Annotated in this window: 19 protein-coding genes and 1 pseudogene; 9 read left to right on the forward strand and 11 right to left on the reverse strand. The window is 70.3% G+C overall.

The window, feature by feature from the left end; translation table 11 throughout:
• Positions 1 to 192: 192 nt before the first annotated feature.
• Both FRANEAN1_RS00375 and FRANEAN1_RS00380 read right to left on the reverse strand, forming a co-directional pair.
• Positions 193 to 1,398: an ATP-binding protein gene (locus tag FRANEAN1_RS00375; protein WP_012157525.1), complete on the reverse strand. Its 1,206-nt coding sequence runs from the start codon at positions 1,396 to 1,398 to the stop codon at positions 193 to 195.
• Entirely contained in the window at positions 1,395 to 2,054 is a 660-nt protein-coding gene (locus tag FRANEAN1_RS00380) for a response regulator transcription factor (RefSeq protein ID WP_012157526.1), read from the reverse strand. Before FRANEAN1_RS00380 ends, FRANEAN1_RS00375 begins: the two co-directional genes overlap by 4 nt.
• A gap of 171 nt (positions 2,055 to 2,225) precedes the next feature.
• Here FRANEAN1_RS00380 and FRANEAN1_RS00385 point away from each other — a divergent pair, with 171 nt between their 5' ends.
• The 5 genes from FRANEAN1_RS00385 (at position 2,226) to FRANEAN1_RS00405 (ending at position 6,667) form a co-directional block, all read left to right on the forward strand.
• A complete protein-coding gene (locus tag FRANEAN1_RS00385; RefSeq protein WP_012157527.1) occupies positions 2,226 to 2,729 on the forward strand; it encodes a hypothetical protein in 504 nt (167 codons plus the stop codon).
• A 62-nt stretch (positions 2,730 to 2,791) separates the two neighbouring features.
• Positions 2,792 to 3,952 carry a peptidoglycan-binding domain-containing protein gene (locus tag FRANEAN1_RS00390; protein ID WP_347176926.1) on the forward strand — a complete coding sequence of 387 codons (1,161 nt, stop codon included), beginning with the start codon at positions 2,792 to 2,794 and terminating at the stop codon, positions 3,950 to 3,952.
• Positions 3,949 to 4,656: an ABC transporter ATP-binding protein gene (locus FRANEAN1_RS00395; protein WP_012157529.1), complete on the forward strand. Its 708-nt coding sequence runs from the start codon at positions 3,949 to 3,951 to the stop codon at positions 4,654 to 4,656. The genes FRANEAN1_RS00390 and FRANEAN1_RS00395 overlap by 4 nt, the downstream gene beginning before the upstream one ends.
• A 101-nt stretch (positions 4,657 to 4,757) precedes the next feature.
• Entirely contained in the window at positions 4,758 to 5,969 is a 1,212-nt protein-coding gene (locus FRANEAN1_RS00400) for an ABC transporter permease (RefSeq protein WP_041253489.1), read from the forward strand.
• Positions 5,970 to 6,361: 392 nt separating this feature from the next.
• Positions 6,362 to 6,667 carry an SHOCT domain-containing protein gene (locus tag FRANEAN1_RS00405; RefSeq protein ID WP_041255221.1) on the forward strand — a complete coding sequence of 102 codons (306 nt, stop codon included), beginning with the start codon at positions 6,362 to 6,364 and terminating at the stop codon, positions 6,665 to 6,667.
• 181 nt (positions 6,668 to 6,848) lie between these two features.
• On the opposite strand, the gene FRANEAN1_RS00410 is transcribed toward FRANEAN1_RS00405, so the two are convergent.
• Together FRANEAN1_RS00410 and FRANEAN1_RS42850 are read right to left on the reverse strand one after the other, a co-directional pair.
• On the reverse strand, positions 6,849 to 7,841 hold the full coding sequence (locus FRANEAN1_RS00410; protein WP_347177293.1) for an aldo/keto reductase: 993 nt from the start codon (positions 7,839 to 7,841) through the stop codon (positions 6,849 to 6,851).
• A gap of 168 nt (positions 7,842 to 8,009) precedes the next feature.
• Positions 8,010 to 8,324: pseudogene (locus FRANEAN1_RS42850) on the reverse strand (MerR family transcriptional regulator); the annotation flags it as partial.
• Between the two features lie 143 nt (positions 8,325 to 8,467).
• Between FRANEAN1_RS42850 and FRANEAN1_RS00415 the strand changes: the two are divergent.
• Positions 8,468 to 9,079, forward strand: coding sequence for a SigE family RNA polymerase sigma factor (locus tag FRANEAN1_RS00415; protein WP_012157533.1), 612 nt, complete (start codon positions 8,468 to 8,470; stop codon positions 9,077 to 9,079).
• Entirely contained in the window at positions 9,076 to 9,993 is a 918-nt protein-coding gene (locus FRANEAN1_RS00420; protein WP_012157534.1) for a hypothetical protein, read from the forward strand. Before FRANEAN1_RS00415 ends, FRANEAN1_RS00420 begins: the two co-directional genes overlap by 4 nt.
• Before the next feature lie 100 nt (positions 9,994 to 10,093).
• On the opposite strand, the gene FRANEAN1_RS00425 is transcribed toward FRANEAN1_RS00420, so the two are convergent.
• Together FRANEAN1_RS00425 and FRANEAN1_RS00430 are read right to left on the reverse strand one after the other, a co-directional pair.
• A complete protein-coding gene (locus FRANEAN1_RS00425) occupies positions 10,094 to 11,086 on the reverse strand; it encodes an NADP-dependent oxidoreductase (RefSeq protein WP_012157535.1) in 993 nt (330 codons plus the stop codon).
• Between the two features lie 119 nt (positions 11,087 to 11,205).
• On the reverse strand, positions 11,206 to 12,198 hold the full coding sequence (locus tag FRANEAN1_RS00430) for a TetR/AcrR family transcriptional regulator C-terminal domain-containing protein (RefSeq protein WP_012157536.1): 993 nt from the start codon (positions 12,196 to 12,198) through the stop codon (positions 11,206 to 11,208).
• Positions 12,199 to 12,430: 232 nt separating this feature from the next.
• Between FRANEAN1_RS00430 and FRANEAN1_RS00435 the strand changes: the two genes are divergently transcribed.
• Together FRANEAN1_RS00435 and FRANEAN1_RS00440 are read left to right on the forward strand one after the other, a co-directional pair.
• Positions 12,431 to 13,342 carry an alpha/beta hydrolase gene (locus FRANEAN1_RS00435; protein WP_012157537.1) on the forward strand — a complete coding sequence of 304 codons (912 nt, stop codon included), beginning with the start codon at positions 12,431 to 12,433 and terminating at the stop codon, positions 13,340 to 13,342.
• A 489-nt stretch (positions 13,343 to 13,831) separates the two neighbouring features.
• Positions 13,832 to 15,094, forward strand: coding sequence for an amidohydrolase family protein (locus FRANEAN1_RS00440; RefSeq protein ID WP_012157538.1), 1,263 nt, complete (start codon positions 13,832 to 13,834; stop codon positions 15,092 to 15,094).
• A 178-nt stretch (positions 15,095 to 15,272) separates the two neighbouring features.
• Here FRANEAN1_RS00440 and FRANEAN1_RS00445 read toward each other — a convergent pair whose 3' ends face one another.
• The 5 genes from FRANEAN1_RS00445 to FRANEAN1_RS00465 form a co-directional block, all read right to left on the reverse strand.
• Positions 15,273 to 16,250: an NADPH:quinone oxidoreductase family protein gene (locus tag FRANEAN1_RS00445; protein ID WP_012157539.1), complete on the reverse strand. Its 978-nt coding sequence runs from the start codon at positions 16,248 to 16,250 to the stop codon at positions 15,273 to 15,275.
• 39 nt (positions 16,251 to 16,289) lie between these two features.
• Positions 16,290 to 17,093: an enoyl-CoA hydratase-related protein gene (locus FRANEAN1_RS00450; RefSeq protein ID WP_012157540.1), complete on the reverse strand. Its 804-nt coding sequence runs from the start codon at positions 17,091 to 17,093 to the stop codon at positions 16,290 to 16,292.
• The gene (locus FRANEAN1_RS00455; protein ID WP_012157541.1) at positions 17,090 to 18,112 is read right to left on the reverse strand and encodes a phosphotransferase family protein; all 1,023 of its coding nucleotides are present in this window, start codon (positions 18,110 to 18,112) and stop codon (positions 17,090 to 17,092) included. The genes FRANEAN1_RS00450 and FRANEAN1_RS00455 overlap by 4 nt, the downstream gene beginning before the upstream one ends.
• Positions 18,109 to 19,410 carry an acyl-CoA dehydrogenase family protein gene (locus FRANEAN1_RS00460; protein WP_012157542.1) on the reverse strand — a complete coding sequence of 434 codons (1,302 nt, stop codon included), beginning with the start codon at positions 19,408 to 19,410 and terminating at the stop codon, positions 18,109 to 18,111. The genes FRANEAN1_RS00455 and FRANEAN1_RS00460 overlap by 4 nt, the downstream gene beginning before the upstream one ends.
• Positions 19,411 to 19,623: 213 nt before the next feature.
• The gene (locus FRANEAN1_RS00465; protein WP_012157543.1) at positions 19,624 to 21,390 is read right to left on the reverse strand and encodes a GGDEF domain-containing protein; all 1,767 of its coding nucleotides are present in this window, start codon (positions 21,388 to 21,390) and stop codon (positions 19,624 to 19,626) included.

The following is a 21,390-nucleotide window of genomic DNA, read 5'->3' on the forward strand; positions in this document are numbered from 1 at the left end:
GACTGTCTTGCTACTTGCTGTAGTGAGCACGGCTTGAGGGGCGAAGCGTCCTGAAGCTGCCGTGCCGTCGAGGCGGGTGGTGAAGGTGGTGCTGTCGCGGTCGGATGTGCGGGCATGGTGAACATGGCGAGGTGACCAACCGCGTAGGCGTTCGGGGCATCGGAGGATCATGGAGTTGTCCCGGCTGGGTCGTCACCGGGGTGAGGGCGCTGCCGGGAATGTGATGCGCAGGTCCAGTCCGCCGTCCTGTCTGGGGAGAGCGGTGATCTGCGCGTGATGGCTGTCGGCGATGGCCTTGACGATCGTGAGGCCGAGGCCGAACCCGCGGCGGCCTGTGCCACGTGTTCGGTCGGGTCGGCCGCGCCGGAAGGGTTCGAAGAGTCCGTTCACGTCCTGGGGGAGCAGTAGCGGGCCGCTGTTCGCGATGGCCAGGTACGTCGGGCCGGTGCCGGTGGCGATTTTGATCCAGCCACCCGGCACGTTGTGGTTGGCCGCGTTCTCGACCAGGTTGCGGACGAGCTGGTGGAGCAGGATGGGATCGCCGAGCACCGGAGCGGTAACCAGACCGGCGGTGATCCGGGCGCTGGTCGGGGTGTCCGTGCTGGTCTGGGCGAGAACGTCGGCCGTGACGTCGGCGAGATCGACGGTGACCGATTCGGTGAGCTCGTTACCTCCGTCGGCGAGGGTCAGGAGCCGGTCGACGAGGTCGGTGTTCCTGGTGTTGATGGCCAGCAGACGGTCGGCGAAGTGGACGGTGTCGGGGTGAGCGGCCGGTTTGGTCGCTTCGAGCTCGATCACGGCTCGTTCCAGTGCGAGCGGGGTGCGAAGTTCGTGGGAGGCGCTCGCGACGAAGCGGCGCTGGCCGTCGAAGGCGTGGTCGAGGGTTTCGAGCATGGCGTCGAAGGCATCGGCCAGCCGTCTGATGTCGTCGCTGTGTCCGGTCAGCGCGATCCGCCGGCTGAGGTCGCGGTGCGGGCCGGTGGACCGTGCGATCTGCTCGGCGGTGACGGTGATGGCATGGAGTGGTCGCAGCCCGCGGCCGGCGATGATCCAGCCGGTGCCCGCGGTGGCGAGGCCGATGGCGAGGACGATGCCGCTGCCCCGAACGAGCAGTGTGTCGAGGGCTGCGTTCCTGATCTTTTCCTCGTTGCCTCTGATCTGCTCGGTGAGGTCGTCGAGGCTGATCCGGCTCCCGTTGGGTGTGGTGATCGTCGCTTCGTTTGCCTGGCCGGCCCGCTGTCGAAGAGCGGCGATGCGGGAGTCGGAGTCCCCGGTGAGCTCGGCGTCGAGGCGGGCCTGGACGACCAGGTAGAGCAGCGTGAGGATGACCGCTCCGGCGAGGATGGACAGTGCGCCGTAGAGGACGGTGAGACGGGCGCGCAGGCTCAGACGAGTCACGGTATGCGGTATCCGGCTGCCGGCAGCGTTTCGATCAGTTGAGGTGTGCCGAGCTTGCGGCGCAGTTTCATCACCGTCATGCGGACGGTGTTGGTGAAGGGGGCGATGTTCTCGTCCCAGACCTTCTCCAGTAGCTGCTCGGCGGACAGGACGCCGCCGGCGGCGCGGAGCAGTTCGACCAGGACCGCGTACTCCTTGTTCGTCAGAATGACGGAGCGGCCGTCTCGGGTGACGGTCCGGCTGGCTTGGTCTACGCGTAGGCCGGCGCGTTCGAGAATCGGAGCGGCGGCCGGCGCGGTGCGGCGGGCGAGAGCGTGCACGCGGGCAGACAACTCGGCCAGCGCGAACGGCTTCACGAGGTAGTCGTCGGCGCCGATCGCGAGCCCTTCGACCCGGGCGCGGATCGCCGAGGCGGCGGTGAGCATCAGGACCCGCGTCGATCGTTGGGTCGCCACGATCGCGCGGCAGACGTCATCGCCGTGCACGACGGGCAGGTCCCGGTCCAGGACGACGACGTCGTAGTCGTGAGCGGCGCATTTCTCCAGCGCCTCGTCGCCGTCGTAGGCCACGTCGACCGCGAACGACTCGCGTGTCAACGCCTCGCAGAGCGCACCGGCGAGCTCTGGTTCGTCCTCCACGACCATCACCCGAACCATCCGCTTTCCGCCCTTCTCCTCGTCTGCGCCCCGGTGCGGTGCCCGTTCAGCGTGGCGCTATCGGCATAACCAGCGGATAACCAGCGCCGCCGACGTTACGGCCTGGTTATCCGCGATGCCGTCCACTGGGCGCCGTACTCGGTACCGCTCCACCCACGACGGAGGACACGAATGATCAGAACCACACGTCCGCTGACGGCGGTGGCCGCCGGCCTGAGCCTGGTGGTCATGGCCATGGCCGGTTGCGGCTCCGGCGGCGGCACGGCGCCGGGCGGGACGGCGTCCGGCGGCGGTACCACTGGGACGCCGACGGTACAGACGTACGCACAGTGCATGCGTGACCACGACATCGACATGGCTGATCCGGACCCGTCCACGGGAGTTCCGCAGTTCGGGGAGGGTGTTGATCCGGACGATCCGGCCGTGAAGCAGGCGCTGGCCGCCTGCCAGGATCTGCTTCCCGCGGGCAGCCGGGGAGAACCGAGCGACGCGGATCTCGCCGTCTATGTGGCCTTCGCGCAGTGCATGCGCGACAACGGGCTGCCGGGCTTCCCCGACCCCCAGCCCGGCTCGGCTGGCGGCCTGTTCGCCGGCGCGGACGTTGACCGTGGCGATCCGGCGTTCCAACAGGCGGCCCGGCAGTGCCAGGGCATCCTCGACGAGGCCGGCGCGTGACCGGGGCCGGGGCCGGGACCGACGAAACCAGAACCGGTGAGACCAGAACCGGCGAGACTTCCGTGACCGCCCCGCCGACGGCAGCCGAGTACAAGGCCGGCGGCCGGTGTGTGCCGAGCAGGGCCTGGGCGCGGGCGATGACTGCCTCGTGGGCGAGCCCGCTACGGCGCCGACCACGCCGGCACCTGCTCGTCCTCGCGGGGGCGGGAGCCGCCGCGCTGATCGTCGCCGCCGCCCTGGGATTCGGCGGTAGCCCGCCGCCGTCGCCGACCGGGCCGGTTCCCGCGGCGACCGCGACGGTCCAACGCGGCACCCTCACCCAGACCCAGCAGGTCGGCGGTCTGATCTCCTACGGCGAGCCGGTCGGGCTAGTCGCCCAGCAGCAATCCGGAGTCCTCACCTGGGTCGCAGCGCCGGGCACAACGGTGAAGATCGGCCAACCGGTGTACGCGGTCGACGGCAGGCCGGTCGTCCTCCTGCACGGCACCGCGACGCCGTACCGGACACTCGCCACAGGCACAGTGGGTTCCGACGTGAAGGAGCTGGAGGCCAGCCTCCAGGAGCTGGGCTACACCGGTTTCGCCGTTGATGACACCTTCGACGCCGCCACTGCCTCGGCCGTGCAGGCATGGCAGGCCAAGAGCGGGCTTCCCGCGCAAGGCACCGTCTCACCGGACCAGATCTTCGTCCACGACGGCGACATCCGGGTCGCCCTCCAGGCCATCCCGGTCGGCAGCCATCTGGGCCTGCAACCCAACCAGCAGGTCCTCACCTACAGCGGCACCACGCAGGTGGCATCGATCCCGCTGGACGTGTCGCTGCAACATCTCGTCCACACAGACGACCCGGCGACCATCGCGCTTCCGACCGGTCAACGTCTCGACGGCACGGTCAGCAGCGTCGGCACTGTCGCGCAGACCATTGAGGAGCAGAACAAGACCTTCGTCACCGTGATCGTGTCGTTCGGCGATCCCTCTGCGCTCGCCGGTGGCTTCGATTCGTCGCCGGTGACGTTGACGATCGTCACGGGGCAGCGGGCGAATGTGCTGACCGTGCCGGTGACCGCGCTCGTGGCGAACCCGGACGGCGGGTACGCGGTCCAGACGGTCCAGAACGGGCAGTCGACGTTCGCACCGGTGACGACCGGCATGTTCGCCAACGGCACGGTCGAGATCAGCGGTGCGGGCATCACCGAGGGCGTCACCGTGCGAGTCGCCCAGTGAGCGCCACGGTTCCCATCGCCGTCCTCGACCAGGTGTCCAGGCACTTCGGCCCGGTCAGCGCGCTGGCCGACGTCAGCCTGCGGATCAACTATGGCGAGCTCGTCGGGATCGTCGGGCCGTCCGGGTCGGGCAAGTCGACGATGCTCCACCTGCTGGGCACCCTCGATGGGCCGACGACGGGAATCGTTACCGTCGACGGCCATCCGGTCCACGCGCTGGGTGACGACCAGCGCTCGGCGCTGCGCGCGCAACGCATCGGGTTCATCTTCCAGCAGTTCCACCTCGCCCCTGGCGTGCCGGCACTGGACAACGTGGCCGATGGGCTGCTGTACGGCGGCACGCGTCGTTCGGAGCGGCTCGAACGCGCACGCGCCGCCCTTGACCGGGTCGGTCTCGGTCACCGAGTCCACCACCGGCCGCACGAGCTTTCCGGCGGTGAGCGCCAACGTGTCGCGATCGCCCGCGCTGTGGTCGGCGAGCCCACGCTGCTGCTCGCCGACGAACCCACCGGCAACCTTGACTCCTCGTCCGGGGCCGAGGTGATGGTCCTGCTACGACAGCTCCACTCCGCCGGAACCACCATCGTGATCATCACGCATGACCGCGACATCGCCGCCGCCCTGCCGCGCCGCATCGAGATGCGGGACGGCCACAAGGTCGGCGACAGCGGAGACGTCCGGACACCTCAGGGAGCCCGCGGATGACCACCGCCCGATCAACGACCGGTGCCTCACCGACCGACGCACCTACTCAGGACGGCACCTCGCCGACGAGCAAGTCCGGACCTGCGACTCACCTAGGACCGGTGCCGGATGCCAACCTGGTGCTTCGTCCGGCCCGGCTCGCGGCGCGGGAACTGGTCCGAGTCGGCGCCGCAGGTCTGCGCTCGCGACCGACGCGTGTCGCGCTGTCCGCCCTGGGGATCGCGATCGGCATCGCGGCCATGATCTCGGTGATCGGCATCTCCTCCTCCAGCCGGGAGGACTTCCACCGCCAGATCGCCGCACTCGGTACCAACCTGCTCACCGTCAGCCCCGGCCAGAACCTCTTCGGCGACCAGGCACACCTACCGACCGAGGCAGTCACAATGATCGGCGCGGTCGGCGACGTCGAGTCGGTCAGCGCCACGGGCCTGGTGCCGGACGCCAGGGTCTACCGCAACGACCACATCCCGGCCGCGGAATCCGGCAGTATCGCCGTGCTGGCAACCAGGCTGGACCTGCCCGACACCGTCGGAGCCGACATCGTCGCCGGCACCTACCTCAACGAGGCGACCCAGCGCTATGCCGCCGTGGTCCTCGGATCGACGGCGGCGGCCCACCTGGGCGTCGACTCGACCGGACCGGACCAGCAGATCCACCTCGGTGGCCAGTGGTTCACCGTGGTCGGCATCCTCGCCCCCGTCGGCCTCGCCCCCGAGCTCGACCGCGCCGCCCTCGTCGGCTGGCCCAGCGCCGCCGACCTGCTCGGCTTCGACACCTACCCGACCACCCTGTACACCCGCACAGACCCCAACCATGTCGAAGCCGTACAGACGCTGCTCGCCCGCACGGCCAACCCCGCGGCGCCCAACGAGGTCGACGTTTCACGTCCCTCCGACGCCCTCGCCGCACAGCACGCGGCCGACTCCACACTCGGCGGGCTCCTGCTTGGCCTCGGTTCCGTCGCGCTGCTCGTCGGCGGCATCGGCGTCGCGAACACCATGGTCATCTCCGTCCTCGAACGACGAGGCGAGGTAGGACTTCGCCGCGCGCTCGGGGCCACCCGCGGGGACATCCGCAACCAGTTCCTCGCCGAGGCGCTTCTCCTGTCCACACTCGGCGGGATAGCGGGACTCATCCTCGGCACCGGCGTCACCACGTGCTACGCCACCACTCAGGCCTGGCCTACCGTCGTCCCCTCCTGGGCGATGCTTCTCGCTTTCGGTGCCACTCTCGTCATCGGCGCGGTCGCCGGGCTCTACCCCGCCACCCGCGCCTCCCGCCTCCAGCCCACCGCAGCCCTCGCCGCGCCCTGAGCTGCCAGGGCACCGGGGCCGCGCTGACGGGCGGTGTCACGTCACAGGATTCGGAGCCGTCTGCTCGCTCGTGCGCCGGACGGCTCACTCACCGCCTCCATGTCTGCCCGGGGGACGAACCCCGGACCCCCGAAGCCGTCCCGCCCGGGAAGCCGTCGCTTTCGAGCTGGTAGAGGCCCCCTTCGCCGTGACTGCGGCGGCGTTTTCCGGCCAGGGCGAACCAGGCGCGCTTCATGTGGACTGTGTCCCGAGATGGCCTGCCGGTTGGCCGGACGCACTGGGGCGAACGTCCCCTGCGCTCCCACGGCGGAGGGCGCAGGCTTTGAGGAGCAGGGGCGCGGTGCGGGTCCCACCACATGGCTGTCACCTGCCGCTTCGGAGGTAACTGCGTGATGATGTACTGGAGTGATCGCGATATCAGTGGTTGGGGCTGGTTCGCCATGTCCATGGGCATGCTGCTGTTCTGGGCTGTGCTCATCACCGTGGCGGTGCTGCTCGTCCGGGCCCTGATCCGCTCCGACGAACGGAGACGTCCTGCGACGCGTTCGCCCAGCGAGCCCGGAGCTGCTCACGGACCAGCCGTACCGTCACCCGAGGAAGTTCTGGCTGACCGTTTCGCCCGAGGCGAGATCGACGAACAGGAGTACCGCGTCCGCTTGGCGACCCTCCGAGACACCGCCCGTTTCGTCAAACACTGACCGCAGGGGCACGCCGGAGCACCGCATCGAAAACGTGGTGCTCGGCCACGCGGAACTGCACCAGCCGCGATGTCTGTCCGGGGGGCGCCCCCCGGGCCCCCGGGTGTCGGGCTTCGCCCGACCTGGCGGGGGTCGCCTTGACCTCGGATTCACCCGACCGCGTTCACGGACGCACGGGACCTCAAAGGTTGACGTTGGACATGTCCGGATAGCGCGCGCCCCGCACGGTCTCGCCAGCCTTCGTCAGGATTTCCACCTCGTCGGGCGTCAGGGCGAGGCCGACGGCGGCGACGTTCTGCTCCAGGTAGTGGCGTCGCTTCGTCCCCGGGATCGGGACGATGTCGTCGCCCTGGTGGTGCACCCAGGCGAGTGCCACCTGCGCGGGTGTCGCGTTTCGCGCCGCCGCGATCTCCTCGATCTGGGCGACGACCGAGAGGTTGGCGTCCAGGTTCTCGGAGTTCATCCTGGGCATGCTGGCGCGGAAGTCGCCGGCCTCGAAGTCGTTCGGGGTGCGGAAGGTTCCGGTCAGGAACCCCCGCCCCAGCGGGCTGTAGGCAACGAAGCCGATGCCGAGTTCGCGCAGCGTCGGGAGGATCTCCTCCTCCGGGTGACGTGACCAGATCGAGTACTCGGTCTGCAGCGCGGAGATGGGATGCACGGCGTGCGCCCGGCGGATCGTGGCCGGCGACGCCTCGGAGAGGCCGAGGTAGCGCACCTTCCCTGCGGTGACCAGCTCGGCCATGGCGCCGACGGTGTCCTCGATCGGCACAGTCGGGTCGACCCGATGCTGGTAGTAGAGATCGATGTGGTCGACCCCGAGGCGGGACAGGGACGCGTCGCAGGCTGAGCGGACGTACTCCGGCCGGCCGTTGATGTTCCTGGCCTGGGGGTTGTCCGGGTCGCGGACGATCCCGAACTTGGTCGCGAGCGTCACCTCGCCGCGCCGGCCGGAGATGGCCCGCCCGACCAGCCGCTCGTTCGTGAACGGCCCGTACATGTCGGCGGTGTCGAGGAAGGTCACGCCCAGGCCGAGCGCCCGCTGAATGGTGGCGATCGATTCGTTGTCGTCGGTCGCGCCGTAGAAGTCGGACATGCCCATGCAGCCGAGGCCCTGCACGCTGACCCGGAGTCCCTGGGAACCGAGCGGTACCTGGCGCAATGTGTCGTGGGGCATCGGTCGTCTGGTCCTCTCCCGATAGATATCAATCTTGGTGTCGATGGCTGTGAGATGGCGGCGAACCTCATCGAGACGCTCGGTGACGCGCTCCTTGTGGGCGGTGAGCAGCTCGAGCCGTTCGGTCTCGTTGCCGTGGCCGGCCCGTACAAGCGCCGCGTACCGCGCGATCTGGCGGATCGGCATGCCGGTATGGCGCAGCGCGGTGAGCGTCGCGATCCAGCGCAGGTCCTCGTCGTCGTAGCGGCGATGGCTCGACGGAGCCCGCGCCACCCGTTCGAGCATGAGGCCCACCCGCTCGTAGTACCGCAGAGTGTGCGCGCTCACGCCGCTCGCCGTCGCCGCCTCAGCGATGGTGAGGCCGCTGTCCGCCGACCGGGCGACGCCGGTAGAGGGCCGTCTCGCCCCGGATTTCCGGCGGCCCGACGTAGGCCCATCCGGCGCCCGAGAACCGTCCTCGCTGAGCTCGTCGACCGCGGTCATGTCTCGAAGCTAGGACTTCGAGTGCGCTCGAAGTCAAACCCGCCCTGCCATGATCGGCTCCATCTGCGGCCGGTCGAGTTGGTCAGTTCGCCGCGGTCAACCTGAGCGGGCCCCGGGGGCCTCTGGAGGGTTGAGGAGGGCTGATGGACGATGACGGACACGATGAGTTCCGGGCGTATTTCACCGCCCGGCTGCCGGCCCTGCTGCGGCTGGCGTACCTGCTGACCGGCGACGCGGCCGAGGCGGAGGACCTGGCGCAGACGGCGCTGGCACGTACCTTCGTCGCCTGGCGGAAGGTCCGTGTGTGCGACTCCCCTGACGCCTACGTGCGGCGAATTCTCGTCAACGCTCATCGGCGACGGTTCCGCGGCCGCCGGGTGGTCGAGACGCTGATGCCCACGGTGCCCGACAGGCTGGTTGGCGGGTCCGCCGGCGAGCTGGCGGCGGTGGAGGACCGGGCGGGACTCGCGGCGGCGCTGGCCGCCCTGCCCACTCGGCAGCGGGCCGTCGTGGTGCTGCGCTACTGCGAGGACCTGTCCGAGGCCCGTGTCGCGGAGATCCTCGGCTGCTCAGTCGGGACTGTGAAGACCCACGCGTCACGGGGCCTGGCCCGGTTGCGGGCCGATCCGTCGCTGGGGACGGCGATGGGACCGCGGTCCGACGGCGTGCGGCAGCCGTCGAGATCCGGCGACGGCGCCGTGCCGCCCCAGCTCGGCGCATCGGAACTGGACGGGACGAGGGGAGGTGCGGCATGACCTCCGACGAGGAGATGATCGAACGCCTTCGTGGCGCGGAGCGCACGGTGGACGTCCGGCCGTCGGGTGATCTGTGGGCCGGCGTACGGGCCCGGGTTCCGGGGGAGCGCCGTCGTCGGGTCGCGCGGCGGGCCGCCCCGGCGGTGGCGTGCGCCGTGGCCGCGGCGGGGATCGCGGCCGGCCTGACCCTGGCCGGTGGCACGGGGAAGGCATCCCTCGCGCCCGCCGACCTTCCGCCGGCCCCGCGAATCACCCAGCTCCAGCCGGTCACCTTCACTCCGGACGAAGCGGCACATCTCGTGATCGAGTGCCTACAGTCCGGTCCTGGGCCGGCGGACCCGGCGCGCTTCCAGCCGGGCGGGCTGACGGTGTGGGCGGCGGCGCGGGACGTCACCGGAGCGACCGTGATTCTGTCGAACCCCTCGACGTTCGTCGATTGCGACGTGCCGGCGGACGCGGCAGGTCGACTGGACATCGACGGGGCGTATGTATACAGCTGGGGGACCGGGCACGACGCGATGCCCCGGACCGATCTCGAGCTGGAGCACGCCAGCGGAAGTCACGGGATAGGCGGCGGCTTCGGAGGCCGCCTCGGAGCCGGCTTCGGTAGCGGCCCCGGTGACAGTCGCACGGTCCATGACTGTGGCGGACGGGTGTCGGCCCGGGTTGCCCGGGTCACCGCGACGACTCCGTCCGGCGAAATCGTCGAGGTTCCCATCCAGGACGGGAAGGTCGTGGTCAGGACGCTCCAGATCGATCCGCCTGAGCCTGGTCCACGGCCCGGTGAGCCCGGGTTCGAGGACTTCAGACGGAACAACCCGACGCTTTTCGACGACTGGTACCAGGCCAATCGACCGGTCGTCCGGGCCTACGACCGGGATGGCCGCCTCCTGGCTGCAACCGAGGCGGGCTGAGGAGGGCCTGGGAGGGCTGAGACGGGCGCCGGCACTCCCCGTGCCGCGCGGGCAGAGGCAGTGGCGCCTCCTGACGCGCCACTGCGGGGGGTGGTGGCCGTCAGCCGCTGCTGACGGCGAGGACGATCTTGCCGCGGCCGTGTCTCGTCTCCAGCTCCCGGTGCGCCTCGGCGGCGTCCGCGAGCGGGACGACCCGGCGGACGTTGATGTGCAGGGCTCCGTGCGCCTGGAGGTCGGCCAGCTCGGCGAGCCGGGCCGCCGAGCGGAGGTTGGGCGTGACCCGGATTCCGAGCTCCCCCGCCCGGCCGTGCTCGACGAGGGTGAGGATCCGGCTCCGGTCGGCGACCAGCGCCAGCGACGCGGTCAGCGCGTCGCCGCCGGCTCCGTCCAGCGCGGCGTCCACGCCGCCGGGCGCGATCGCCTGGACGCGTTCGACCAGGCCGTCGCCGTAGGCGACCGGGATTGCGCCCAGTGAGCGGAGATAGTCGTGGTTGGCCGCGCCGGCGGTGCCGATGACGGTCGAGCCGGCGCGTACGGCCAGTTGGACGGCGACCGTCCCGACCCCGCCGGCGGCGGCGTGGATCAGGACGGTGTCGCCCTTGCCGACGCCCAGCTCCCGCAGCGCGATGTGGGCGGTCTGTGCCCCGCCGCTGAACCCACCCGCGACCTCCCAGGGCATGCCGGCCGGCTTGGCGGTCACCTGGTCGGCCGGTACCACCAGGTACTCGGCATACGCACCCAGCTGTCCGAAGCCGAGCACCTCGGCGCCCACCACGACGCCGTGATCCCCGCCGTCGACGCCGCCGACGCTGTCGATCCCGCCGACTCCATCGGCCCCATCGGCCCCGCCGACTCCATCGACCCTGTCGCCGACCTGGTCGACGACTCCGGCGAACTCGTTGCCGGGAATCGTCGGGAGCCGGGGTGCCACCCCGGGCGGTGCCCAGCCCGCGCGGACGGCGCAGTCGATCGGCTGGACTCCGGCGAACCGGAGCCGGACCCGTACCTGGCCGGGCCCGGCCACCGGCGTGGCCAGATCCATCAGCTCGAGAACCTCCGGGCCACCGTGCCGCGCGAACGCCGCTGCCTTCATCGGACATCCCTTCATCGCCGTTGACGAAGGTCGAGTCTGCGACCTCGACCGCGGTTGAGATCAAGGGCAGGAGATGAGACCCGGGTCACGCGGAGGCGTCACGCTCCGGCGAATTCTCGTCACCGCTCATCGGCCTGGACACGGCCTGCGGGGGGAGGCTGAACGTGGCAGCGACTCGTCTCGATCAGGATGGCGATGCCGTCGAGGAGGCGTTGCAGGCCGAACTCGAAGAGCGAGTCGAGGTCGAGGGAGCGGGGCGGGACGCTCGCCAGCAGCGGGTGAGCCGAAGTCGCCGCCGGTGGGGTGATCGCGGGAGTGCCGTGGGCGTCCATCCACTGCTCGTCAGTGAGGCCCGAGTCCTGCACCGCCTCCGCCTCGGCCTCCAGGTTCAGGGCCAGCCCACGGATGTGGGCGGCCAGGGTGGCGTGTACGTGGATCATGGCCACCGGGTCGAGACCGAGTCCGTGCAGTGCCCGCATCACCCACTCCGCGTGAGCCTTGATCCGCGGCGACATCAGGGGCCTGGTGAAGGACATCGCCTGTGCCAGCCAGGGATGGCGGCAGTACATGGCCCACTGGGACCGTGCCGCCGCCTCCAGACACCGGCGCCAGCCGGCCGGCGGTGGGTCGGGTGGCGGTGCCTCGGCGAAGACCACGTCGGCCATCGACAGCACCAGCTGTCCCCTCCCGCCCACCTGCCGGTGGAGCGCCACGGTGGTGACGCCGAGCTCGACGGCCACGCGACGCATGGACAGCGCCGCCAGCCCCTCCAGGTCGGCTATGTCGACCGCCACCCGCACTATCCGCGGTCGGGTCAGCCCCGACGTCGGATGGCCGCCGGCACGGGGCCGGGCAGCACCAGGGCTCCGGGGATGCGGGCCCGAGAAGTCGACGATCGTGCCGACACCCGGGAGAGGCCGGGCCAGACCCTCCTGGTGGAGCGTCGCGAGCACCTTGGTGGCCGTGGCCATCGCGATGCCGAACTCGCGGACGATCTGGCGGGTCGACGGCAGCCGCTCGCCCGGCCGCAGCTCGCCGGATGTGATCCGCCGCCGCAGCTCGGCGGTGATCCGCAGGTACGGCGGGACGTCCTCCGAATCGGAGATGACCACAGCGTGCCTCTTCCCGGACTGCTCTAGTGCGCATGCCATCTGGAACGGATGCTATCCGGCCATCAAATTCTGGTGCACTAGTGCGTGATTTTCTTTGCCGGACCTGTTCCATACGATGCGACCGTCCGGATCGATTCGATCCTGGTCGGGTGATGGCGGGTAGTGGCGCGGTTTTCTGGATCCCACGCCTGGCGGAATGCGCACGTATATCGGAGTCCTGAAAGGAAGTGGCGTGGTGGCTACGCAGGTCGAGACAGGGAGTGTGGAATCGACCGACGGAACGGTGATCAGTTATCGGACGATTGGCCGGGGCCCCGGCCTCCTGCTCGTTCCGGGAGCCCTCGCGGTCGCGGCGGACCTTGATGGATTCGCGGCCGTGCTGGCGAGCGGGTTCACAGTCCACACGATCGAGAGACGGGGGCGCGGCGCCAGCGGCCCGCAGGGCGACGCCTACACGGCGGCGAAGGAGCTCGCCGACCTCGAGGCCGTCCGAGCGGCGACGCGAGCTCGATTCGTCGTCGGGCACAGCTTCGGCGGATTCCTGCTGTTGGAGGCCCTGCGAAACACCGGTGCCACTGCCGGTTCCGGTGCCCCCGTCGGAGTCGGAGCCGGCGCGTTCGACGGCGCCGCCGCATACGAACCCGGAGTTCTCCTCGACGGCGTCGGGCCCGTGACGTTGGAATGGGCGCGGCGCTGCCAGGACGAACTCGATCGCGGCCGCCCACGGCAGGCGTTCATCACCTTCGTCCGTGGCGTTAACCCCGAGACGACGGGACGGGTCCCTCGTGTCCTGCTCGGTCTCATCCTGGCATTCGCGATCAGACCCGCCGAACGCCGCCGGAAGCACGCCCTGCTGGGCGGGACGATCAGGGAGCATCAGGAAGCTGCGAGGGTGGCGAACCAGCCCGACCGCTACCGCGCGATCACGACTCCGACGCTGCTCATGGCCGGCAAGGGCAGTGACGACACCGCGGCCGGACGCGCGACCCGACAGCTCGCCGGGATTCTGCCCCGCGCCAGCCTCGTCACCTTCGGGGACCTCGACCATTTCGGGCCGGAGAGGGCGCCGGGGCGTGTCGCCGCGGCGGTGGCCGACTTCTTCGCCGCCGTCGGCACGTCCGGCTCGGCGCGGGCCGAGCGGTGATGGTGACGGTGACGGGCGGCGTCATCCGCCGAGACGTTGACCAGACCGCCAGCTCGCCATCGGGCAACTGCTCAAGCCGCCAACCGACAGGCCGGCCGGTGGTGGCGTCCCAGATCCGGCCCGATCGATTCCTGATCGATTCACGATAGAGCTACGTTGAGTGGCTGATCCACAACGGTGCGGTGCGGCCGGATCCCGGGCGGGGTGTGGCCGCCTTCGATGGCGCTTGACCTGCTTATCAGTCATGGTTGATCAGGGAGGGGTATGGATGCGCCGAGATGTCGCCCTGTCGGGAACGGTGCCGGGGTGTCCTGATGACGCACCGACGCACCCCGGTCACCCGGGATGAGTCGAGCGGATCCCTGACCGATTTCGTGGGCTTGTTGGCCGAATGCGCAGAGACGGCCAGAGCTGGGAAGCGTAGAAACGGATAGAGACGCTGACGATGTGGTCTGGCGCACGCCCCGGACCCGCCAGTCGAGGAGGATCATGAACATCGACGACATGGTCTTGGTGAGCATCGACGACCACGTGGTCGAGCCGCCCGACATGTTCAAGAACCACGTCCCGGCGAACCTGGTGGACCAGGCGCCGCACGTCGTGCGCAACGACAAGGGCGTGGACCAGTGGATCTACCAGGGCCGGGTGACGGGCGTCAGTGGCCTGAACGCGGTCGTGTCGTGGCCGGCGGAGGAGTGGGGCAAGGACCCGGCCGGCTTCGCCGAGATGCGCCCGGGGGTGTACGACATCCACGACCGGGTCCGGGACATGGACCGTAACGGGATCCTGGCGTCGATGTGCTTCCCGACGTTCGCCGGGTTCTCCGCCGGGCATCTCAACCACTACAAGACCGACACCACGGTCACGATGGTCCAGGCGTACAACAACTGGCACATCGACGAGTGGGCCGGCACCTACCCGGGCCGGTTCATCCCGCTGGCGCTGCTCCCGACCTGGGACCCGCAGCTGATGGTGAACGAGATCCGCCGGGTGGCGGCGAAGGGCTGCCGGGCGGTCACCATGCCCGAGCTGCCGCACCTCGAGGGCCTGCCCAGCTACCACAACCTCGACTTCTGGGCTCCGGTGTTCGAGGCGCTGTCCGACACCGGGATGGTGATGTGCCTGCACATCGGAACCGGGTTCGGCGCGCTCAAGCTCGCCCCGGACGCGCCGATCGACAACCTGATCATCCTGGCGTGCCAGATCTCCTCGCTGGCCGTGCAGGACCTGTTGTGGGGCCCGGCGATGCGGACCTACCCGGACCTGAAGTTCGCCTTCTCCGAGGGCGGCATCGGCTGGATCCCGTTCTACCTGGACCGCTGCGACCGGCACTACACCAACCAGCGCTGGCTGCGCCGCGACTTCGGCGGCAAGCTGCCCAGCGAGGTGTTCCGCGACCACTCGCTCGCCTGCTACGTCACCGACCCGACGTCGCTGAAGCTGCGCCGTGAGATCGGGATCGACATCATCGCCTGGGAGTGCGACTACCCGCACTCGGACTCGATCTGGCCGGACGCGCCGGAGTTCGTGCTCAACGAGCTGAACAACGCGGGTGCGACCGACGAGGAGATCGACAAGATCACCTGGCAGAACGCCTGCCGGTTCTTCAACTGGGACCCGTTCTCCGAGATCCCCAAGGAGCGCGCGACCGTCGGCGCCCGCCGGGCCATCGCCACCGACGTCGACACCGCCATCCGCTCCCGCAAGGAATGGGCCCGCCTCTTCGCGGAGAAGCACCCCGAGACCATCTGAGAACGCATGCCCTGGCCGGCTCCCGCTCCGTCGGAGTCGGAGTCGGCCAGCGGCACGAAAACGAAAAGACCCGGCGCGACGCACCCACCTCGTTGTGGCTGCGCCGCGCCGGGCGTCGTTTCCGGCCCCACTCGGGACGTCCACCACGCCGCACCCGCGGTGGACGTCCCGGGCCGTGTTACGGGGCGATCTCCAGGACGATCTTCCCGATGGCGTGGCCGTCGGCCACATAGCGCAGCGCCGCCGCTGTCTCGTCGAAGGTGAAGCTGGCGCCGATGTGTGGCACCGCCTTGCCCGCGGCGAACAGTTCCATGAGCTCCCGCTCGTTGCGCTGGAGCTCGTCCGGCGCGTGCGTACCCAGGTCGCGCAGCTGCATCCCGCCGATCTGGATGCCCTTGAGTAGCACCAGGTTGAGCGGGATCCGCGGGATCGAGCCCGCGGCGTAGCCCACCGTGACGAACCGGCCGCGCCAGCGCAGCGAACGCAGCGCGGGCTCGGCCAGGTCACCGCCGACGGGGTCGATGACCACGTCGGCGCCGTCCGGGAGGGTTTCCTTCAGTGCCTTGCGGAGGTCGTTCGCGCGGTGGTCGATGAGGTGGGTGGCGCCGTTGGTGGCCGCCACCTCGAGTTTGCGCGCGGACGACGCCACCGCCGTCACCGTGGCGCCCAACGCCGCCCCGAGCTGGACGGCGGCGAGGCCCACCCCGCCACCCGCACCGAGCACGACGAGCTGCTCGCCGGGCTGCAGCCGGGCCACCGACCGGAGCATGTGGTACGAGGTGCGGTGCGCCACGCCGAAGGCGGCGGCCACGGTGTCGGCGATGCCGTCCGGCGTGCGGGTGAGGCTGGCGGCCCGCCCCACCGCGATCTCGCCGAAGGCACCGACCATGCCGGTGCCGAACACGCGGTCGCCGACGGCCACGCCGGTCACGTCAGCGCCGACCGTCTCGACGACACCGGCGAACTCGCTGCCGGGGACGAACGGCGGCGGCACCTTGACCTGGTACTCACCCGCGACCAGCAGGACGTCGGAGTAGTTGACCGCTGCCGCGCGCACCCGCACGCCGACCTGGTCGGGCTGCGGCTCGGGAGTGGGGAACTCCTCGACGCGGACGACCTCCGGCTGGCCGTACTCGCGGCAGACCGCGGCGCGCACCTCAGCCCACCCGGCCGCTGGTGCGCGGGCGGTGCGCGGTCACCGGCCCTTCCACTGCGGCGTGCGCTTCTGGATGAACGCCATCGCGCCCTCCTTGGCGTCCTCGCTCTTGAACACCGCCGGCGAGAGCTGCGCCATGCGCTCCTGCCCGCGCGCGGGGTCGGCCGCGGCGGCCCGGACGATCTCCTTGGTCGCGGCGACGGCGAGCGGGCCGTTGGCGGCGATGCGCTCGGCGAGCGCCAGCGCCGTCTCAAGCACCTTCTCCGGTTCGGCCACCGCGTTGACCAGGCCGAGCTGCTGGGCGCGCGCGGCGTCCACGGTGTCGCCGGTGAGGGTCAGCTCCAGCGCGAGGGCGAGGGGGATCCGGCTGGCGATGGCGACCGCGCCTCCGCCGGCCGCGAGCAGGCCCCGCTTGACCTCGGGCAGGCCGAACTTCGCCGCCGAGGAGGCCACGACAACGTCACAGGAGAGCAGCAGCTCGAAGCCGCCGCCGACCGCGGTGCCGTTCGCGGCGCCGACGAGGGGGACCTTGACGTCGCCGCCCATCAGCCGGTCGAAGGCCGCCCGGCCCTCCTTGTCCTCCGGCGCGATCTGGGAGAAGCCCCCGCCCGAGGTGAAGGCCTTCAGGTCCATCCCGACGCAGAACGCCTTCTCGCCCGCGGCGGTCAGCACGGCCACCCGGATGTCGGGGTCCGACTCCGCGGTGAGGATCGCCGAGCCGATGGCGCTGAGCAGCGCGGGGGTCAGGGCGTTGCGGGCCTCGGGCCGGTTGAGGCGGATGACCAGCACCGCTCCGACCCGTTCCAGCAGGATGTCCGCGGTGCTGGTGTCAGTGTCGGTCATCGCTTGTAGTCCGTGCTCTCCGCGAGGTCGGCGGCCTCCTGCATGGCGCCGAGCACGATCGGGCCGAACGACAGCAGCTTCTCGTCGTCACCCGCGCGCTGGAAGCCCTGCTCGAGGACGATGGCGAGCTTGAACTTGCACAGAATCAGGTAGTAATCGTAGTCATCGACCTGCCGGCCGGACACCTCCGCGTAGTGCGCGAGGAGCTGAGACTTCGTCGGCATCGCGTAGAGATCCGCGTAGCTCTTGCCGATCAGGTCCGTCGAGCTGGTGTCCTCGGGCCAGCTCTGCAGCATCCAGGCCAGGTCGAGCTTGGGGTCGCCGACCGTGCCCATCTCCCAGTCGACGATGGCGGCCAGCTTCGCGGGCGCCCCGTTCTGGAACATCACGTTCGCGAACTGGTAGTCGCCGTGCATGAGGCCGGGGATGAAGTCGATCGGCCGGTGTGTGCGCAGCCACTGCGCAGCCACGTCGTAGCCGGGCAGCTCCCGCTTCTTGATGCGGTTCAGGAAGGCCGTCCAGCGGTCGACCTGGCGCTCGTGGAAGTCGTCGGGGCGGCCGAGGCCCTCCAGGCCGCGGGCCTTCCAGTCGACCTTCGACAGCAGCGCGATGCCCTCGGCGAGCTGGTAGGACAGCCCCTTGCGGAGCTCGAGGTCGGAATTGAACGGCTCGGGCCAGACACCGCGCTGGCTCATCGGTGACCAGCCGTCGACGAAGCCCATGATGTAGAAGGAGCGGCCGAGGACGGAGGCGTCCTCGCACATGCCGAGCGCCGCGGTGTGCGGGACGTCGGTCCCGTCCAGGGCCTCGATGATGCGCCACTCGCGCAGGATGCCGGCGTCGCGGCTGGCGGGCGCCCCCGCCGGCGGGATGCGCAGCGCTCCGTGCAGGTCACCGCGGCGGATCTCGTAGATCTCGTTCTGGGTGCCACCGGAGACGTAACGGTGTTCGATCGGCTCGCCCTTGCCAGCGAGTCCGGCCTCGTCCATCCACGTGGCGAGGCGCTCGATGTCGATCACAGGTTCCCCACTTCGAGCTCCAGGTACTCGGCGTACTTCTCACGCGCCGCGGCGAGGCGCTTGGGCAGGTGCTCGGTGGGCCACAGGTCGTCGGTGGGCTTGTAGTCGCGCAGCACCTGCTTGGCCACGGTGACCTTGTGGACCTCGGTCGGCCCGTCGGCGAGGCCCATCACGAACGAGCCCATCACCATCTGGTGGAACGGCATCTCGTTGCTCGCGCCGAGCGCGCCGTGCACCTGCAGCGCCCGCGAGGCGATGTCGTGCAGGACCGCGGGCATGACCACCTTGACCGCGGCGATGTCCTTGCGGACCTTGCGGTAGTCCTTGTGCTTGTCGATCGACCACGCCGTGTAGAGCACGAACAGCCGGAACTGCGCCAGCTGGGCGTACGAGTCGGCGATGAAGCCCTGGACGAACTGCTTGTCGGCCAGCAGGCTGCCCTGCGTGCTGCGGCTCAGCGCGCGCTCGCACATCATGTCCAGCGCCTTCTTCGCCAGGCCGATCGTGCGCATCGCGTGGTGGATCCGCCCGCCGCCGAGGCGGGTCTGCGCGATGGCGAACGCCTGGCCCTCGCCGCCGAGCAGCGCGTCGTCCGAGACGCGGACGTCCTCGTAGTGGATGAGGGCGTGGTGCCCCTCGCCCAGCGGCTCACCGGGCAGACCCACGTTCCGGACGATGTTGATGCCCGGAGTGTCCGTCGGGATCAGGAACATCGACATGCCCCGGTACCGGCTGACATCGGGGTTGGTGACCACCATGACGATGACGAACCGCGCGGTGCTGGCGTTCGAGGAGAAGAACTTCCAGCCGTTGATCACCCACCCGTCGCCGTCCTTCACCGCGCTGCAGGTGAACTGGGTCGGGTCCGAGCCCGCCTGCGGCTCGGTCATCGAGTACGACGAGAAGCACTCGCCGTCCAGCAGCGGCTGCAGGTACTGCTTCTTCTGGGCCTCGGTGCCGTAGTGCGCGATGATCTCGGCGTTGCCGGTGTCCGGCGCCTGGCACCCGAAGACGATCGGCGCCCAGCTGGAACGGCCCAGGATCTCGTTGAGCAGCGACAGCTTGAGCTGCCCGTGCCCCTGGCCGCCGAGCTCCGGGCCCAGGTGGGTCGCCCACAGGCCGTGGTCCTTGACCTGCTGCCGCAGCGGGTCGATGACCCGTTGCAGCGTCTCGCCGCGCGGCACGAACTGCAGGTCGGGCCAAGCCATGTCGAGGGGCTCGACCTCCTCCCGCACGAACTTGTCAGCCCAGTCCAACTGGGCCTGGTACTCGGGTTCGGTCTCGAAGTCCCACGACATCGTCGGTCTCCTCTCGGAGCGGTCAGAATAGCGTTCTGTACACAAAGAACGCAACTTCCGGATGATCGAAATATCGATCCGACGCTGGTCCGGTGATCACGGATCGCCGGGCTGGCCTCAGGGCTGGTCCAGTCCGTTTCATCAGGTTCAGACAGTTTTGGAACGATTCCAGTTCGGGTTGGTTCGGGGAGGTTCAGCTAGATTCGGGCCGGCTCAGGGCAGCGGGACGTTCCGGGCGGGCCGTGCCCGCGCCCGCCCTGGGCCCACCAGCTCAGGGGTGTAGACGGCCGGCTCCCCGTTGCGCCTGGCCTTGGCCGCGTACATCGCCAGGTCGGCGCGGTGCAGCAGCTGCTCGGCGGTGTCCGGAACGTCCGCGCGCGGCTCCGTGTCCGTGTCCGGGTCCGGGTCCGGGTCCGCGCCTTGGTGCGGGGCACCCGTCCCGGTCTCCGGGTCGACGGTCACCAGGCCCACGCTGGCCGCGACGGTGAAGGTGTGGCTCGCCAGCCGCACCGGCGCCCGGACCGCGGCCGCCAGCCGACATCCGACTGCCTCGGGATCGTCGATGTTGGCCGAGACGAGCAGGATCGCGAACTCGTCACCGCCGAGGCGGGCCACGGTGTCCGCCGCGCGGACGCAGCCGGCGAGCCGTGCGCCGGTGATCCGCAGCAGGTCGTCGCCCGCCGCGTGGCCGAGGACGTCGTTGACCCGCTTGAAGTCGTCGAGGTCGCAGAACAGGACGGCGAAGCGCTCGGCGGGGCCCGGCTGGCGGTGCAGCGCCCGCTCGAGCCGGTCGATGAACAGGCTGCGGTTCGCCAGCCCGGTCAGCGGGTCGTGGAACGCCTGGTGCCGCAGCTGCCGCTGTTTCTCCTCCACCTGGCCGAGCAGGCGGATGTTGTCCGACATCGTCATCATCTGGCGCACCAGCGCGAGTAGCAGCAGGGCGAGCAGCGCCCAGATCTCCTCCCAGTGCCCGATGCCGTCTCCGGCGATCTGGAGCACCGTCGCCGCCCCGGCCGCGGTCAGCGGGAGGTACGGCAGGATCGCGTGCCACCGGCGGAGCCTGGCCGAGGCGGCCCGCCGACCCAGGCTGGGAACGGCGGCCAGTCCCACTCCCACGGCATCGGCATCGGCATCGACATCGACGTCGGCAGCGGCGTCGGCACCGGTAGTGGCACCCGTATCGGGATCGGTGGAGATGGCGGCCAGGCCGATGAGCAGCGCACCGATGCCAATGGGCAGGTCGGTCAGCCGCGGGACGTCGTCCAGGCCGTGGATGAGCACCGCGAGCTCCCACATGGCGGAGATCGAGGCGGCGCACATGCCCGCGAGCAGGAGCGCGTGGCCGCGGCTGTCGCGCGGCTCGCGGAACACGGCCACCAGGATCAGCACGACGAAGACCACGAGCGAGACCGCGGCGAGGATGATCGAGTAGAGCGGGCCGGGGCCGAGTGGTTCGCCGTGCCCGACCGTGCGCTCCAGCACGGTGGCCCAGACCAGCAGCGCCACCGAGCCGACCACGATCATGCCGTCCAGGACCGTGATCGCGTACCAGCGGTAGGCGTGCAGCGGCCCGCCGTCCTCGGCGTCGTCGTGCTCGACGGGGTCGGTCGGGTAGAGCAGCACGCCGGCGACACCCATCGCGAGCGGAATCAGATACACCAGCGAGGCCGGGGTCAGCTGGGGGACGGGAGATCGCCCCGCCGCCGTGTCCCGGAACACCGCGGCCGACGCCACCGCCACGGCGAGAACCATTACCGCCATGAGAAGCCGCCACCACCGCTCGGCGCCATGGCGACGCAGCCCGGCGACCACGCAGGTCGTCCCGCCGAGCAGCAGGAACCCGATCACCGTCAGTCGGACGGCGGACAGCGCCAGGCTGTCGGGGAGCACCTGGGCGAGAACCACGCAGGCGCCCGTCAGCACCGCGGCGCCGACCGCCGCGCGGCGGAAGAGCCGGTCGCGCCGACGGCTGTGCCCCAT

Source organism: Parafrankia sp. EAN1pec, from assembly GCF_000018005.1.
GTDB classification, from domain to species: domain Bacteria; phylum Actinomycetota; class Actinomycetes; order Frankiales; family Frankiaceae; genus Parafrankia; species Parafrankia soli.

Coding starts and splice junctions, on each gene's coding strand:
- FRANEAN1_RS00415 (WP_012157533.1), top strand. CDS start 8,468: ATGGACGATGACGGACACGATGAGTTCCGGGCGTATTTCACCGCCCGG.
- FRANEAN1_RS00425 (WP_012157535.1), bottom strand. CDS start 11,086: ATGAAGGCAGCGGCGTTCGCGCGGCACGGTGGCCCGGAGGTTCTCGAG.
- FRANEAN1_RS00385 (WP_012157527.1), top strand. CDS start 2,226: ATGATCAGAACCACACGTCCGCTGACGGCGGTGGCCGCCGGCCTGAGC.
- FRANEAN1_RS00410 (WP_347177293.1), bottom strand. CDS start 7,841: ATGCCCCACGACACATTGCGCCAGGTACCGCTCGGTTCCCAGGGACTC.
- FRANEAN1_RS00380 (WP_012157526.1), bottom strand. CDS start 2,054: ATGGTTCGGGTGATGGTCGTGGAGGACGAACCAGAGCTCGCCGGTGCG.
- FRANEAN1_RS00440 (WP_012157538.1), top strand. CDS start 13,832: ATGAACATCGACGACATGGTCTTGGTGAGCATCGACGACCACGTGGTC.
- FRANEAN1_RS00460 (WP_012157542.1), bottom strand. CDS start 19,410: ATGTCGTGGGACTTCGAGACCGAACCCGAGTACCAGGCCCAGTTGGAC.
- FRANEAN1_RS00420 (WP_012157534.1), top strand. CDS start 9,076: ATGACCTCCGACGAGGAGATGATCGAACGCCTTCGTGGCGCGGAGCGC.
- FRANEAN1_RS00450 (WP_012157540.1), bottom strand. CDS start 17,093: ATGACCGACACTGACACCAGCACCGCGGACATCCTGCTGGAACGGGTC.
- FRANEAN1_RS00405 (WP_041255221.1), top strand. CDS start 6,362: ATGATGTACTGGAGTGATCGCGATATCAGTGGTTGGGGCTGGTTCGCC.
- FRANEAN1_RS00465 (WP_012157543.1), bottom strand. CDS start 21,390: ATGGGGCACAGCCGTCGGCGCGACCGGCTCTTCCGCCGCGCGGCGGTC.